Annotated in this window: 12 protein-coding genes and 2 pseudogenes; 3 read left to right on the top strand and 11 right to left on the bottom strand. The window is 50.0% G+C overall.

The window, feature by feature from the left end:
* Window positions 1-35: 35 nt before the first annotated feature.
* From GKO28_RS15950 to GKO28_RS15915, 10 genes and pseudogenes are all read right to left on the bottom strand, one after another.
* Window positions 36-1,238 (bottom strand): hypothetical protein, encoded by a 1,203-nt coding sequence (locus GKO28_RS15950; RefSeq protein WP_182077028.1) that lies wholly within the window; start codon window positions 1,236-1,238, stop codon window positions 36-38.
* 62 nt (window positions 1,239-1,300) lie between these two features.
* Window positions 1,301-2,110, bottom strand: coding sequence for a hypothetical protein (locus tag GKO28_RS15945; protein ID WP_182077027.1), 810 nt, complete (start codon window positions 2,108-2,110; stop codon window positions 1,301-1,303).
* The gene (locus GKO28_RS23000) at window positions 2,022-2,786 is read right to left on the bottom strand and encodes a hypothetical protein (protein WP_182077026.1); all 765 of its coding nucleotides are present in this window, start codon (window positions 2,784-2,786) and stop codon (window positions 2,022-2,024) included. Before GKO28_RS23000 ends, GKO28_RS15945 begins: the two co-directional genes overlap by 89 nt.
* Window positions 2,776-3,510 carry an AAA family ATPase gene (locus GKO28_RS15935; protein ID WP_182077507.1) on the bottom strand — a complete coding sequence of 245 codons (735 nt, stop codon included), beginning with the start codon at window positions 3,508-3,510 and terminating at the stop codon, window positions 2,776-2,778. Before GKO28_RS15935 ends, GKO28_RS23000 begins: the two co-directional genes overlap by 11 nt.
* Window positions 3,511-3,964: 454 nt before the next feature.
* Window positions 3,965-4,177 (bottom strand): hypothetical protein, encoded by a 213-nt coding sequence (locus GKO28_RS15930; protein WP_182077025.1) that lies wholly within the window; start codon window positions 4,175-4,177, stop codon window positions 3,965-3,967.
* Window positions 4,178-4,736: 559 nt separating this feature from the next.
* Window positions 4,737-5,807 carry a sodium-dependent transporter gene (locus GKO28_RS15925; RefSeq protein ID WP_247646819.1) on the bottom strand — a complete coding sequence of 357 codons (1,071 nt, stop codon included), beginning with the start codon at window positions 5,805-5,807 and terminating at the stop codon, window positions 4,737-4,739.
* The gene (locus GKO28_RS21830) at window positions 5,750-5,905 is read right to left on the bottom strand and encodes a hypothetical protein (protein WP_307839117.1); all 156 of its coding nucleotides are present in this window, start codon (window positions 5,903-5,905) and stop codon (window positions 5,750-5,752) included. Before GKO28_RS21830 ends, GKO28_RS15925 begins: the two co-directional genes overlap by 58 nt.
* A 70-nt stretch (window positions 5,906-5,975) precedes the next feature.
* Window positions 5,976-6,065: pseudogene (locus GKO28_RS21825) on the bottom strand (hypothetical protein); the annotation flags it as partial.
* Window positions 6,066-6,222: 157 nt separating this feature from the next.
* On the bottom strand, window positions 6,223-7,380 hold the full coding sequence (apbC, locus tag GKO28_RS15920; protein ID WP_182077024.1) for an iron-sulfur cluster carrier protein ApbC: 1,158 nt from the start codon (window positions 7,378-7,380) through the stop codon (window positions 6,223-6,225).
* Window positions 7,381-7,478: 98 nt separating this feature from the next.
* Entirely contained in the window at window positions 7,479-9,671 is a 2,193-nt protein-coding gene (locus GKO28_RS15915; protein WP_182077023.1) for a patatin-like phospholipase family protein, read from the bottom strand.
* Window positions 9,672-9,718: 47 nt separating this feature from the next.
* Here GKO28_RS15915 and GKO28_RS15910 point away from each other — a divergent pair, with 47 nt between their 5' ends.
* Window positions 9,719-10,393: a glycerophosphodiester phosphodiesterase gene (locus GKO28_RS15910; RefSeq protein WP_182077022.1), complete on the top strand. Its 675-nt coding sequence runs from the start codon at window positions 9,719-9,721 to the stop codon at window positions 10,391-10,393.
* 369 nt (window positions 10,394-10,762) lie between these two features.
* On the opposite strand, the pseudogene GKO28_RS15905 reads toward GKO28_RS15910, so the two are convergent.
* A pseudogene (locus GKO28_RS15905) lies at window positions 10,763-13,082 on the bottom strand (Tex family protein).
* Window positions 13,083-13,292: 210 nt separating this feature from the next.
* Here GKO28_RS15905 and GKO28_RS15900 point away from each other — a divergent pair.
* A complete protein-coding gene (locus GKO28_RS15900; protein ID WP_182077021.1) occupies window positions 13,293-14,084 on the top strand; it encodes a ParA family protein in 792 nt (263 codons plus the stop codon).
* Window positions 14,085-14,185: 101 nt separating this feature from the next.
* Window positions 14,186-15,397, top strand: coding sequence for a hypothetical protein (locus GKO28_RS15895; protein ID WP_182077020.1), 1,212 nt, complete (start codon window positions 14,186-14,188; stop codon window positions 15,395-15,397).
* The last annotated feature ends 17 nt before the right edge of the window (window positions 15,398-15,414 follow it).

Raw genomic sequence — 15,414 nt, 5'->3', positions numbered from 1 at the left:
AGCACCCACTGCCAAGCGATGAATTAAGCCGTCTCTTAATTAAATTCAGGCTCACGCATTTTTAGCGCAGCTTCAATATCTACCGCCACAATCCGCGACACCCCTTGCTCTTGCATCGTCACGCCGACCAATTGCTGCGCCATTTCCATGGTTAATTTATTGTGGCTAATGTACAAAAATTGCGTGTGCTGTGCCATTTTTTTCACTAATTCGCAAAAACGCAGCGTATTGGCATCATCCAGCGGTGCATCGACCTCATCCAATAGGCAAAAAGGCGCTGGATTGAGCTTGAATAGAGAGAATACCAGACTTAATGCTGTCAGTGCTTTTTCACCACCTGACAACAAGTGAATGGTTGCATTTTTCTTACCCGGAGGTTGCGCCATCAAACTCATGCCCGAATCTAATATTTCATCCCCAGTCAACGTCAACTCAGCATGACCGCCACCAAATAGCGCAGGGAATAACTCTTGCAAATTGGCATTCACACTATCGTAGGTCGACTGCAATAAACTACGGGTTTCTTTATCAATACGGGTAATCGCCGCACTCAGCGTGGCCATCGCTTGCTCCAAGTCGCGCGACTGCTCGGCCAAATAACTTTGCCGCTCTTCATTGGCCGCCAATTCTTGCATCGCCGCCAAATTCACCGGCCCCAACTGGCTTAACTGGCCATTCAAGCGACTAATTTCAGCCGCATAGGCTTTGACACTACGCCCCAATAAAGGTTGCAGCGCCGCCTCGTCAACCGCCAAAGCCTGCATTTCATCGGCGTAGCGCGCCAGATTTAACCGAGTTTCTTGCTCCGTTAAGCGCATTTGCCCCAAGGCATCCCGCTGCGTGGCGGCGGCTTTTTCGGCGTTTTGCTTGTTTAATTCTTGTTCACGCAAGGTCGTCGCGCATTGATTGAGTGCTTCTTTGGCTTGCGTTAAGACCTGTTCTTGCGCAACGCGCCGCGCCAGCAAGACTTGAAACTGCGCGTCAATTTCATCGATTTGGATGGTTTGCGCTTCTTGCTCGAGCGCCTGTTTACGCTGACTTTGCTGCTCACGCAGCTGATTAAGATCATTTTGGCGTTGTTGCAAACCACGGATTTGCTGCGCCTGATTCACTACCGCAAATTGCGCACTTTGCGCCGAGCGCTCCAGCTCACGCAGCTGCAAACTATGCTGGCTTTGTGACGCTTGAAATCCTTCCTTACTCGCTCTCGCTTGCTGCTCTTGCGTTTGCAATTGCAATAAAGACGTGGCAAGCCGCTCAAGCTCAGTATCTAAAGCAACCGAATGGGCATTTTCTTCAGTTAAATTGCCTGACTAACTTGCGCCAAGGTTTGCTGCACGGCCTCAAGGCGTGATTGCCGCTGCGCCTGTTGTTCTTGCTGGCGACGCCACTCATTTTCTAGTGCTGGCAGGGTTTGCGCGCGCTGCGCGTATTGCGCTTGGCTTTGTTGCTGGGCTTGCAATAAGGCAGCGTGTTCGAGCTGCGTTTGCGCCAATAGCGGCGCATGGTTTTGTTGTGCCAATTGCGCCACTTCAAGCGCTGCAGACACTTTGCGCAACTCGGCTTGCCGCGCCAATCGCCCGGCATCTGCCGATTGTCCGGCAAAAAAATCAAGGGTATATCGGGTGGCGATATGCCCATCAACCGATACCCAGCTATACCCTTCTGGAATGTCTGATTGCTGCGTCCAAAGCTGCGCCGTATGCTCAACGCACAGCACCGTGCCCAGCAGCGCTTGCAAGCCCGCATGCAGGCGCGCGTCACTCTGAGCCACATGTTGCCACAGACTCTGCGGATGAACTGGGCCCATAACTGGCGCTGGGCTTAATACAAATAAGGCACTGGGCGGCGCCGAATCAACGCAACCGAGCCGCCCTTGCATTTTTTGCCCCAACACCGCCTCAACGGCCAGCTCCCAACCGGCCGCTACCCGCAATAACTCACTCAACTGCGGCGCGTCTTGCAACTGACTTTGCGCCAACCACGGTGACAACGCCGCGCTAGTGGCGACGGTTAACACCTCACGCAAAGCCTGCTCGCGTGCGGCCAGTTGCGTGACATCGTCTTGCAACTGCTGCGCCGTGCTGTGCTGCTGCGCCCAACTCGACATCCAATGCCAAGCGCGATTCGGCGTGCGCGGCGAGCGTTAATTCTAATTCGGCCAACTCATAGCGATAATCGTCGATTTGTTCTGGCAAATCCTCAGTCAGCGCCACCGGAGCCAACTGGTTTAATTCTGCTTGCAGCTGCTGCTGTTGGCTGTGCAATTGGCCGATCTGGCGCTGGACAAATTGCCGCTCTTGCAACTGCAGCTGCTGAGCACTGTGCTGAGCCGCTAGTTGCTCTTTGAGCGTTTGCCACGCCTGCTCGGCGTAATGTCGTTCTTGCTCTTGATCTGGCAAGCTTAAACTGGCCTCGGCCAAGGCCATATTGGCGGCCTCGACAGCCAACTGCAAATCGTCTTGCTGATCATGGCATTGCTCTAAAGCCAATTGAATATCGCTAAGCGATTGCTGCTGCGCCTGCTCGTCCTGTTCACACTGCGCAATTTGCTGCGCCAGCCGCTCACGACTTTGCTTTAAATGCAGCAAGGTTTGCTCGATTCGCGCCACTTCGGCATTGGCGGCATATAAATCCGCTTGCGCCGCTTGCAACACATCACTGGCGATAAAATGACTTTCACGCAAGTATTCAAGTTGCGTTTCAGCCGCAGTCACCTGCGCCACTGCGGCATCTAATTGCGTTTGCGCCTGCAGCAAAGCCATATGCGCGGTGTCAGCAGCCACCGCTGCATCGAGTTTTCTTTGCCAAAGCCTGTAGTTGCTCGGCTTGCGTGATGTGTTGGCTCAGGGTTTGATATTGCTGGGCAACGCCAGCTTGGCGGCTCAAGGTGTCGATTTGCCGTTGCAGCTCAAGTTGAATATCGGCCACCCGCGCCAAATTATCCCGCGTATCGGCGATGCGGCTTTCAGTCTCGCGGCGACGCTCTTTGTATTTAGAGACGCCCGCGGCTTCTTCCAGATATTGCCGCAATTCATCGGGCTTGGCCTCGATAATGCGGTTAATCATCCCTTGCTCAATAATGGCGTAACCGGACTTGCCGACACCAGTCCCCATAAAGAGCTCGGTAATATCGCGGCGGCGCACGGCTTGCTGATTAATAAAATACGAAGAATCACCTTGCCGAGTCAGCACCCGTTTAATGCTGATTTCGGCATACGCTTGCCAAGCCCCCGTGAGCAGCCCGGCACTATTATCAAACACCAACTCCACCGCCGCTCGACTAACCGCCTTACGCGTGGTCGAGCCATTAAAAATCACGTCTTGCATCGATTCGCCGCGCAATTGCTTGGCCGATGATTCGCCCAGCACCCAGCGCACAGCATCAATCACATTGGATTTGCCGCAACCATTGGGGCCACACACCGCCACCAACTGCCCCGGAACAGGGATTGCCGTTGGATCAACGAAGGACTTAAAACCAGATAATTTAATATGAGTCAGGCGCACGATAGCTTCAAACAACAGAATGGGCGCATTTTACCTCAGCCATCCAATGCTTGAGGCAAAAGATCGAATCCATCAAACCTTTACCGAGCGCTTAAAGGCAATGGCTGTCGAGCTGCAGGCCAGCGATAACCCCGCCGACTTGATATTGTAGATAAAATAAAACAGATAAACCCGCTTACGGCGAAATACAGATCACTTAACGACAAACCCTGAAAACCTGACGCAGAGACGCAGAGGCGCGGAGGAAATTCAGGGTTTTTCGATTGATTTTCTCTGTAATTTTGCGTCAAAAGCGACACCAGCAATGAAATCGAGAAAAAAATGCCGCTCACTTGGCTTAAGTGAACGGCATTACCGCTTACGGCTGGTTTTTTATTGTTGAGTGGCTTAGCTTGTGACAAATATAGCGCAAAGACCTTTATTTCAAATCAACGTCGATCAAATGTTTTATAAATCAGCCGCCACCATTGCGTCGTTTACTTGGGTCGTCTTTGGGTTTCGGCATTTCAAAGCTTTCTATGTTGGCCTGTGCAGCCGATGCACAACTCTTAAAAAAATCTTTGTCTGACGACGTTGATACAAATACTGCAACCTCTGACTCCTGCATCACAACAGCGCCTGTAGTCTTATTGACTTCCGTTCTGACCAGTAAATAGCCTGAACCCATCTGACGGGTGCTGAGTCGGACAATATTTCCATTCTCTCGCTCTGAAAAATAAAGAGGCACCGAGGGGAGCAATACATTGGATGAACTGTTGTCGTAAGCGTCCTGCAGGCAGTCAATAAAACCACTTATTTTTCTTTCTCAATCGTGGATTTTAAAATAGGAAAAAATTGATAATCAGATGCTACTGAGTGAGCGCTTAATATAGAAAGCGTTAACCCTAGTAAAAGGCAGTTCTTCATAAGATCTCTGAGTAAAAGAAAATAAATGCATAAGTAGCGGAACGAAAACCACCAAACGCGCCGTAGAGGTCTCAAGCGCAATATTGATTATGACAAATAATGAGAACGACGGTAAGTGATTTTACTTTACTGCCACAGAGTAGGTGCAGTTCTTCCTGGCGGAACACGACCACTTACCCAGTCTGATTTTATGTTGGTTTTAGGTCGATCAAGCCCCCCAAAAAAACCGCTACCCTTAAAACTTAAACAAGCACATAACAAAACGCCCCAACATATTGTCGGGGCGAAATCTGAACTTAAGCATCAACAGCGCAAATGGTTTACAAGCCTTTTACAAACACCCAAGCAATCAAAGCCGGCGCCACCACCGCGCTGGTCAAACGAAACACAGGCAACCAAGATGCTCGTGCGCCCTGCTGCGTAATTTCGGCACTGCTGCGCTGCCAAATAACCCAACCGACACAGATTGCACTGGCCATACCGCCCAAAGGCAACAATAAATTGGATGCCAGATAATCCATCAATTCAAACGTGGTGCGATTAAATAATTTGGCATCAGACCAAATCCCGAATGACAAAGCCGCCGGAATCGCCGCCAAAATCACCGCACACAGACTGACAATGACTGCAGTTTTGCGTGACCAATGAAATTCATCAATCAAAAAGCTCACAATCGGCTCGAGCATTGAAATCGACGAAGTCAGTGCGGCAACCAGCAATAAGCAGAAAAAAGCCACGGCAAAAAACTGCCCGCCGGGCATGCTGGCAAACACCGCTGGCATGGTAATAAACGTCAACCCAGGGCCAGCAGCAGGATCCATGCCGAAAGCAAACACCGCTGGCAACACCATCAAACCGGCTAATAAGCACGCCACTACCGCCAACGCCGCCACCCAGACTGCTGCCCCACCAAGCTGAATATCGCGCCCCAGATAAGAGCCGTAGGCAATCATCGTTCCGCAGCCTACTGACAAAGAAAAACACGCCAAACCCAAAGCATCAATAAACATACTGTCATTGACCTTGCTCCAATCGGGCGTAACAAACCACATCACCCCTTCCATTGCGCCGGGTAAAGTCAGCGCTCGAGCAATCAGCACCAGCATCAACACAAACAACAAAGGCATCAACACCTTGCTGACCGATTCAATGCCTTTTTGCACGCCACCGACCACAATCGCTGCGGTAATGCCGACAAAGGCGATTAAATACGCGACTGAATTGACGGGATCGGCAATCAAGGACGTAAAGTGCTGACCTAAATAAGCTGTATCTTTCGCTAGCGCAGCACCAGAAAGGGCTTCACCGATATACATCAAGGTCCAGCCGCCAATCACGCTATAAAAAAGAAAAAAAATCGTAAAAAATACACAGCAAGCCCATCCGACCAACCCCAAGCCCAAGCAGGCCCGGCCAAAGTCCGAAACGCGCCGACTGCCGACAACCCTGCAGCTCGGCCAATCACCATTTCCGCCAATAGCATCGCCACGCCGATCGAAAACGTAATCGCCAAATACACCAATAAAAATGCACCACCACCATTTTTGCCCGGCTACATAAGGAAACTTCCAAATCGCCCCCAAACCGACCGCCGAACCGGATGCAGCAAGAATAAAACCTATTTTTGAACCCCATTCACTTCTTGCCATTGCCCGCTCCATTTTGATTGTCCGCGCTACATTGGCATATTTGTCAGGATTCGCCTAGGCGTAAAACGTCTGCTTTACAAATCAAGAGCACTACGCTAAGCGCATAAAAAAAACCCAGAACTAGCCTGGGTTTGTGTACGAATCATTTAGCAATGATTTAGGTATTTTGAATCACAATTTTCGGAAACTTATTCGAAAAATCCTGCGACTTAGCCGCGATTTTGACCGCCACTTTACGCGCAATCGCCTTATACAAACCGGCCACTTCGCCCTCAGGATCGGCCACCACGCTAGGACGACCGGCATCGGCATTCAAACGAATCGACAAATCTAACGGCAATTGACCCAATAAATCAATACCATACTCTGTACCCATTTTTTGGCCGCCGCCTTCGCCAAAAATCGCTTCCATATGGCCGCACTGACTGCAAATATGCATGCTCATATTTTCCACCACCCCCAAAATTGGCACGCCGACTTTCTCAAACATTTTTAAGCCTTTGCGCGCATCGAGCAAAGCAATGTCTTGTGGCGTAGTCACAATCACCGCACCGGTTACCGGCACTTTTTGCGACAGCGTGAGTTGAATGTCGCCGGTGCCTGGCGGCAAATCGATAACCAAATAATCCAATGCATCCCACTGGGTATCATTAAGTAGCTGCGTTAACGCTTGCGTTACCATGGGGCCGCGCCACACCATGGGCTGCTCAGGATCAATCAAAAAGCCAATCGACATGGTTTGCACGCCGTAATGCAAAATCGGCTGAATGTATTTATTGTCAATGGTTTCTGGATGTTGATCAGCTACGCCCATCATCGTTGGCAGGCTTGGGCCATAAATATCGGCGTCCAACACCCCCACTCGCGCCCCCTCGGCCGCCAGCGCCAAGGCCAAATTCACCGCTGTGGTCGATTTACCCACGCCGCCCTTACCGGAAGCGACCGCGATAATGTTTTTAATGCCTTGCTGCAACGGCAAACCACGTGCCACCGCATGCGCGGTAATCACACTACTGACATTCACATTCACCGCGTCAACGCCGGCCAATTGCAATAATGCGGCGCTCACTTGTGCTTGCCGAGTCGCAAACTGACTTTGCGCCGGATAACCCAACACCAAGTCCAAGCTGACGACACCTGCCTGCCATTGCAAGTTTTTAACGCATTTGCCAGCGATATAATCTTTGCCGGTATCCGGATCGATTAGCGTGGCCAGCGTTTGGCGTAAAATTTCAAGATTTGCTTCACTCACAACAGAATTTCCTTGGCTAGGCGCTGCGGCCGTGCGGCCGAGCAATCGATCAAACAATGTCATTTTAGATCTCAAGATAAGACCAAGGGCAAACGGCCGATGGCCCATCAAAGATGCGGTTTAACTGCCGTTTTTCAAGCCATCAGGGGTATGACCAACGATTAAAATTGCTTACCGAGCATCATATAAAACCGCGCCTGACGATTATCGCCATACGCCGCGCCAAAATACAGCGGACCTAAAAAGCTATCGTAAGCCAAATACACCGAAGCCGAATAATGCAGCACATCGTCAACGCGCTGATCAAGCGTATCAAACACCCCGCCCACTTCTAAAGCACTACCGATATAGCTACCCGACAAAAATGAAGTCGCGTGTAGATATTGCAATGAGCCGTAGACAAAGCGCTCACCCACCAATTCTTGATAGTTATAACTGGATAAATTCAAAAACCCACCCAGCCATTTCACATCGGCAAACGGCGGTTGCTCGCCATACGTATTTTGCGCTTTAAGGGTGAAATGAATGGCATCATTATCAATCGGCATTGCTTTGCGATAAACAAAACCATAGCGCGCATAATCGGCTTGCTGCTTGCCTGCCCCCAAAGCGTAATACCCATAGGCATTAAAATAACTGCCATTTTTAGGGAAGAAATAATGATCTAAATTATCATAATAAGCATTAAATCGAAGACCATAGTCATAATTGGATGACTCAGGAAATACAAATGACCCCACAGAGCGTTTGCCACTATATTCATTAAATACTGGGCCAATTCTTAATTCAGTGTGCGTTGATAATACCGAACCAAAATCCAAACCCACCGATGATTTATCGTATTCATATTCGGCAAATTGCTGGTCACCCTGCCAAATCGACAGTGGCCCAGTAAAATACCGATAATACGTCGCTAAAAACATCGCTTCATTGAGTAGCAAGGGTTGATAAAATTCGGTATTAATCATGCTCGAACTACCAATTTGTGCGGTGGTTTTCCATTCTGCGCCCAAATCATTAAGCCATGTTCGGCGATATTGCGCGCTAATATTCCACGGCTGTGAACCGCTAAAATCAGTAGCAAAACTTAAACCAAATTTAAGGTAATTGGGGCCCCAACTTTTCTCAATTGGCAAAATAGATACCGCTTCACCGTCACCGATTTGGCGTAATTCATAATCTAATTGGCTATGATCGCCCTTGGCATACACCTGCATTAAATGATCATGAAACTCATTGGATGCCAATGGCTGATTGATATCAATATTCAAGGCGTTTTTTAGCACTTCGGGATTGACGACATTGGTCGGCGCCACATCAATTCTTTGCACCGGTTTGGGCTGCAAACGCAATTCAGCTCTTTGCGCCTGCCATGCGGCATACTCTTTGGGGCTGACCGAATACCGCTGCAATTGCGTTAACACCCGATTGGCCGCTACTTCACCGGTGTCAATAAGTTCAACGCCTTTTTTAAAATCACTGGCCGAAATATCGCCAAACTCCGGCGTAATTAACACGTCTTTATCGCTTAAGCTTTTTAATTGTGGCGCAACGTTTTGAATCATCATCAACCGGGTATATTGGTCAGCCACGCTAAACACGTCTTTAATTTGATCGCGCTTTAACGGTGGCGAGCCCACATCGACCGCAATCACCACATCCGCGCACGTGTCACGCGCCACGTCGACGGGCAAATTACGCACCAAGCCGCCATCGACCAACATGCGGTTTTCGGTGTTCACCGCCGGAAAAATCCCCGGTACCGCCATACTGGCGCGCATTGCCGTAACCAAATCGCCTCTGTCTTGCACCACCATGCTGCCGTTTTCCATATCGGTAGCAATCGCACGGTAAGGAATGGCCAATTGATCAAAATCTTTGACCGTGCCAGCAAAAGTCAGATCGCGTAGAAAAAATTCAATTTTTTGCGTACTAATCGCCGCACTGGGTAGCTTGATATCGCCGCCATCACTTAAGCCAAATTCAACATTGATCAATGAATACAAATCGTCTTGTTTACGGCGAAAGGTATTGAGCTGACGCGGCAAGGTTGAGCTAATTAAATCATCCCAATTGGCGCGCACAATGCGCGTTTGCATTTCATTGGGATTGCGTCCTGCTGCATATGCCGCGCCAACCAATGAGCCAATACTGGTGCCAATCACACAATCGATAGGAATGCGGTTTTGCTCTAATACCTTAATCACACCCACATGGGCAAAGCCTCGCGCACCGCCGCCACCCAGCACCAAGCCTATCCGTGGTCGTTCCGCCCAAACAGGCGCGGTCAATACCAATAATGAACAGCACAGTAGCGCCTGTTTAAGGCTGGGGTAGCGCAATTTTCGTGTCATTTTCGTCCTATCATTTAAATTCATTCCACCCACATTAAGATCGCATCATGCATTTACTCGCACATCGTGGTTGCACTTGGCAGCACCCAGAAAACACCCTCGCCGCTTTTGCTAGCGCACTGGCATTGGGCTTTACCGGCATCGAAACCGATGTGCGCTGGTCTTTGGATGGTGAGGCTATTTTGTATCACGACCGGCTCAGTCCACGCGGCCAAGCTGTCGCCGCACTGACCCGTAAAGAATTATCGCATCAAGCAGGCTTTATCGTCCCCAGCTTAAGCGAAGCATTGGACGCTTTTCCCGATGAATTTTGGAATATTGAACTGAAAACACCGGCAGGTTTACCGTCGATTTTGAGCACTTTGAGTAAAGTCCAAGATAAAACCCCCATCTTGGTTTCTTCATTTTACCACCCACTAATTCAAGAAGCCGCAAATACCCTTAGCACGTATCTTGGCCTACTCTTTGCTAACCGTCCTTTATCACTTAATACCCTACTAGAAATTAAATACGCTTCGTCCAAAATCAAAACGTTGATTTGGGATTTTGAAATCCTAGACCCGAGTTTTATTGAGGAAGCTAAGCAATTGGGATTTGCTCACTTTGTCTATGGCGCAGCCAATGAGATTGAGCATGAGTGGTGTCGCAAATTGGCCATAGAAGGCATCATTACCGATTACCCTGAATGGGTGGGCTTAGGCTACGCGCCGCGTTGGCAATAAAAACGCCGCACGCAAGCCATCTGAATCAAACCCCAAAAATAAACCGATATTTCAAGCCTCTACGCAATTCAGACTCAAGCCGTGGGTAAAAGCGTCGATAAGAAGTTAAGTCTTCCTCATTCATACACGCTTATGCTTACCCACGCCTACGCAGCAACACCCGCACCTGTGAGCACTACTCCGACCAATGACAAGACCAGCCTAGGCTTGGTCGCGGTCTTGTGCGGCCTACACCAAAAACAATTACTAAACCGCTGCTACGCAGTAAACGACAGAGCCAACGCCGAATCGAAGTAATCCAGCCAATCGATGCAACAACCGGGCTATCGCTTACGCGACGGCCAGATTGCAGTGTAGCGGTGAACCGTTTTAGCGAGAATGCTTGAGTTTTAACGCCGCCAATTGATCGGCCATCGCCCCCAATTGCGGCTTAGGCGCTTGAGCGACTTTTCTTTGTTGCGCAGTCATCGCTGGCGCACTTTGCGTAGCTGCTGATTCGCGCGGTGCATCATTTAAGCGCATGGTCAGCGCAATCCGTTTACGCGGCACATCGACTTCTGTGACTTTCACTTTCACCACGTCACCGGCCTTCACCACCTCGCGTGGGTCCTTCACAAAGCGTCCGGCCAAGCACGAGATATGCACCAAACCATCTTGATGCACGCCAATATCCACAAAAGCCCCAAAATTAGTCACATTACTGACGACACCTTCGAGCACCATATCGACTTTTAAATCTTGGATGCGCTCAACCCCGTCGGCAAACGTCGCGGTTTTAAAAACTCAGGCCGCGGGTCACGCCCGGGTTTTTCTAGCTCGGCCAATACGTCTTTCACCGTTGGCAAACCAAATTGGGCATCGACCAAACCAGCAGGATCTAACTGCTGCAATACGCTGCGATCGCCAATCAGCTGGCGAATGTTTTTATTCACCCGCGCCAAAATTTTCTCAACCAATGGATACGCCTCCGGGTGAACGGCAGAGGCATCCAATGGATGGTCGCCTTGCATAATCCGCAAAAACCCAGCGGACAATTCAAACGCTTTGTCACCCAAACGCGGCACTTTGAGCAAGGCCTTGCGATTGGCAAATACGCCATGACTATCACGGTATGCGACGATGTTGTTGGCAATGGTTGCGCTCAAGCCAGATACCCTTGCCAACAGCGCGGCTGAGGCGATATTCACATCCACGCCAACGGCGTTCACACAATCTTCAACGACCGCGTCGAGCATCCGCGCCAACTCATGCTGATTGACATCATGCTGATACTGGCCAACACCAATCGCTTTAGGGTCGATTTTAACTAACTCAGCCAATGGGTCTTGCAAGCGCCGTGCGATGGACACCGCGCCGCGAATCGACACATCCAAATCCGGAAACTCTTTCGCCGCCAATTCCGACGCCGAATACACCGACGCGCCCGCGCTTCTGAAACGACGATTTTCGCCGGCTTTCGCCCATCTAATCGAGCAATCAACTCAGTGGCCAATTTATCGGTTTCACGGCTGGCCGTGCCGTTACCAATGGCAATCAATTCAATTTGATGTGTAATACACAAGCGCTCCAACACGGCGAGCGAGCCCGCCCAATCCCGGCGTGGCTCATGCGGATAGATTGTTTCGTGTGCGACAAATTTACCGGTGGCGTCCACCACCGCCACCTTCACCCCAGTGCGTAAGCCAGGATCCAAACCCAAGGTGGCACGTGGGCCAGCGGGCGCAGCCAGCAGCAAGTCTTTTAAGTTCAAAGCAAACACCCGAATCGCTTCCAAATCGGCGCGCTCACGAGCGGTACTCAGTAATTCGTTTTCTAAGGACAAAGCGATTTTCGCTCGCCATGCTAAACGCACTGTGTCATTCAACCATTTATCCGCCGCACGATTTTGCGCGGCGATGCCGGCATGGCGTGCAATCAACTGCTCGCAACGATTGGCCTCGCCCATGCGGCCACCGGCAGCGATTTCTTCAGGCAGCAATAAATGAATCGCCAAAATACCTTCGTTGCGCGCGCGCAAAATCGCCAATAGTCGATGCGACGGCATCGCCATCAATCGCTCAGAAAAATCAAAATAATCGCTAAATTTTGCACCAGCGCTTTCTTGCCCAGCGATCACGCTGGTTTTGAGTTGCCCTTCTTGCTGCACCAGCTCACGCAAAGCGCCTAATAATGTGGCGTTTTCGCTCCATGTTTCCAATAAAATCGCGCGCGCACCGTCCAGCGCCGCTTTCACGTCATTCACGCCATGCTCAGCACTCAAAAAATCCAGCGCCGCCGTTTCGGGCGCCAGCAATGGATTGAGTCGCAATGCCTCGCCTAGCGGCGCTAAACCCGCTTCGCGGGCGATTTGCGCCTTGGTACGACGCTTTTGTTTAAAAGGCAGGTATAGGTCTTCAAGCGTTTGTTTATTATCAGCGGCGAGCAATACCCGCTCTAAATCTACAGTGAGCTGGCCTTGCTCGCGAATGGTATTGATGACGCTCGCCCGACGATCTTCCAGCTCGCGCAAGTAGCGCAGGCGTTCTTCCAAACGGCGCAACTGGGTGTCGTCCAAGCCGCCAGTCAGCTCTTTGCGATAGCGCGAAATAAAAGGCACGGTCGCGCCATCATCCAATAAAGTGACCGCCGCCAAAACTTGTGGCTCACGGCAGGCCAACTCTTGCGCTAAACGCTGAAATATTGATGTCATCAAGAAAACCTAATTCATAAGCAATGGATCAAGCGCCACATTGTAAAGCATGGCTTTGTCCAGCTGTACCGACAAATCGATCCCCAGTCAGAAAGCCGCTTCAGGTAGAATGCGATTTCAGAAGTGGACAACGAATGACAGGCTGACAACACGCCCGTGTCAGCCCAATACCGTAACATCGCCGAGACATTGCAATGAGGAACGCGTTCAATGACCGTAATCGCCGTCTTTAATATGAAAGGAGGCGTGGGTAAAACCACCATCGCCGCCAATTTAGCCGCTGCGATCGCCAAAAACGGCGTCGAACCCTTACTGATCGACCTTGATCCCCAAGCGCATTTAACCTCGATGTACGGTATCAAAACCCCCAGCAGTAAAAGCATTTATCGTTTTTACCAAGGCTTAAGTTCACTATCTGATCTTGCTACGCCCCTACCGAGTGGCATTCAATTTATTGCTTCACACCTTGAACTGGGCAAAATCGACGCGCAAGTAGCACGGCATCGCGACAACATCTGGCGGCTCAAACTCGGTTTACACGCCGAAATGCTGTCAGGCAGTGGCTTACCCATCATCATCGATTGCACCCCAATGTTGGGGGTTGTTGCTTTTTCGGCACTGTTTGCCGCTGACATCATCCTCGTACCCGTGGCCTCTGAATATTTGGCGCTGAACGGCGCGATGCAACTTTCGCAAACGCTATATGGCTTGGAAAAGTTTCAATCTAGAACACCTCGGCGCTACCTACTCAATCGCTATATTCCCAATCAAATCACCGCCGAAACCGTTGCGGGCCAACTCACTAAACACTTTCCCGGCGAAGTACTAAAAACCAGAATCCGCGAGCAAGAAGCACTGGCTGCCGCCGTGGGTTGTGGCAGCAATATCTTTGATTTCGCCCCCACATCCGATGCTGCAACTGACTTTAGCTTTCTGCTAGATGAATTAATTGAAAATAATCTACTGTCTTTATCACGAGATCTACCGTTCATCCACGAATAATTACTAACGTCAAGCTTTCTTACGCTTACTGTTGTTTTTAATCCTTGCTTTCCGAATCGCAACATCTACAAAAAAAGAGATTGCGACAAACGGAAAGCATCATGCCTAATTTCAAACCCTTCTTGTCTTTAATTGCCCTCGCATTCAGCACCTACGGGCATGCTGCTCCTTTTGAATTTAGCGCCACAATGGGCGGCCAGACTCAATCTAGCCGCCACACTGATGCTGAACAAAGCGTGAACTTGTTTTATAAACAGGCGATCAAACCCGGTAGTATTTTTAGCAATTACACCGGCAAAGAAGCCGTAACCAGCACGCTTAACTTTCGCGGTTTACCCATCATCATTACCTATCCCGACGGCGGCAGTAAGCTGGTTTTTAGCATTCCAAGCACCGGCCTCAATAAAACCTTTCAAGGTCGCACCAGAGAACAAAGCCAAGCACTGTTTTTAAAATATTTCAGCAGTACCCCAGACATACTCAGCGAACCCAGTACGCATTTGCTCGAACTGTCCCCGATTGATTTAATCGCCGGCAATAGCAACAGCTTAATGAGTCGCGGCGTAAGCAATGACGCGCAAACACTGTGGTTTGGTAGCAAGGCAGCCGCCGACGAGCAGCGTTTTTCGGTCGGCATCAATTACACTCACATGCAATCGAGCGCCACAGCACAAGCCAGAGCCATGAGCAGCGATGGCATTACTCTGCCGCTGGCATACGCTTACAATTTAGGCGCAGCCAATCACGAATTGATTGTCAGCGCACCGCTGGGTTACACCGACGCCGAAGGCAGCAAATCGTATGATGCCAATCTCGGATTAAGCTATCGCTACCCAGTCAACAGCAACTGGACACTCAGCGCCACCGGATCGGCGCGCTTTACTGGATCGAACGATTTAGGCACGTCGGCTTGGATTGGCTCGGCAGCCATTGGCTCGAGCTATGTATGGGAAGGTGATGGTTGGCATCTCACGCTGGGCAATATGCTCGGTTACTACAATGTTTTTAACATGCACGTGGATAACAGCACGTTTAATCCGGACATTGCCAACACCGTTTTTAGAAATGGACTGTTTTATTCTCTAGACAGCCAATGGGAAGTCAGTGGCGACCCACTCTCTTGGGAAATCTATTTAATTAATACCCAATACACTGGCACCAAATTATTTAGCAACCATCAAAATGAAATCGGCGTGAGCTTTGGTCAGCAACGCACCGAACCCAATAGCAATATCGATTTTCGTGGCGGCGTGAGCTATAGCAAAGGCGAAAACCTAGAAAGCTGGCAAATTAATTTCGGCGCATGGTTTTAATCTGGTTCGCTAACCTC

Source organism: Deefgea sp. CFH1-16 (genome assembly GCF_016881365.1).
In the GTDB taxonomy this organism is placed as follows: domain Bacteria; phylum Pseudomonadota; class Gammaproteobacteria; order Burkholderiales; family Chitinibacteraceae; genus Deefgea.
Note: the sequence above shows the minus strand (reverse complement) of the source record. Positions and strands in the feature narration are given on the sequence as shown.

Coding starts and splice junctions, on each gene's coding strand:
- GKO28_RS15910 (WP_182077022.1), top strand. CDS start 9,719: ATGCATTTACTCGCACATCGTGGTTGCACTTGGCAGCACCCAGAAAAC.
- GKO28_RS15915 (WP_182077023.1), bottom strand. CDS start 9,671: ATGACACGAAAATTGCGCTACCCCAGCCTTAAACAGGCGCTACTGTGC.
- GKO28_RS15895 (WP_182077020.1), top strand. CDS start 14,186: ATGCCTAATTTCAAACCCTTCTTGTCTTTAATTGCCCTCGCATTCAGC.
- apbC (WP_182077024.1), bottom strand. CDS start 7,380: ATGACATTGTTTGATCGATTGCTCGGCCGCACGGCCGCAGCGCCTAGC.
- GKO28_RS15930 (WP_182077025.1), bottom strand. CDS start 4,177: ATGGGTTCAGGCTATTTACTGGTCAGAACGGAAGTCAATAAGACTACA.
- GKO28_RS15900 (WP_182077021.1), top strand. CDS start 13,293: ATGACCGTAATCGCCGTCTTTAATATGAAAGGAGGCGTGGGTAAAACC.
- GKO28_RS15945 (WP_182077027.1), bottom strand. CDS start 2,110: ATGTCGAGTTGGGCGCAGCAGCACAGCACGGCGCAGCAGTTGCAAGAC.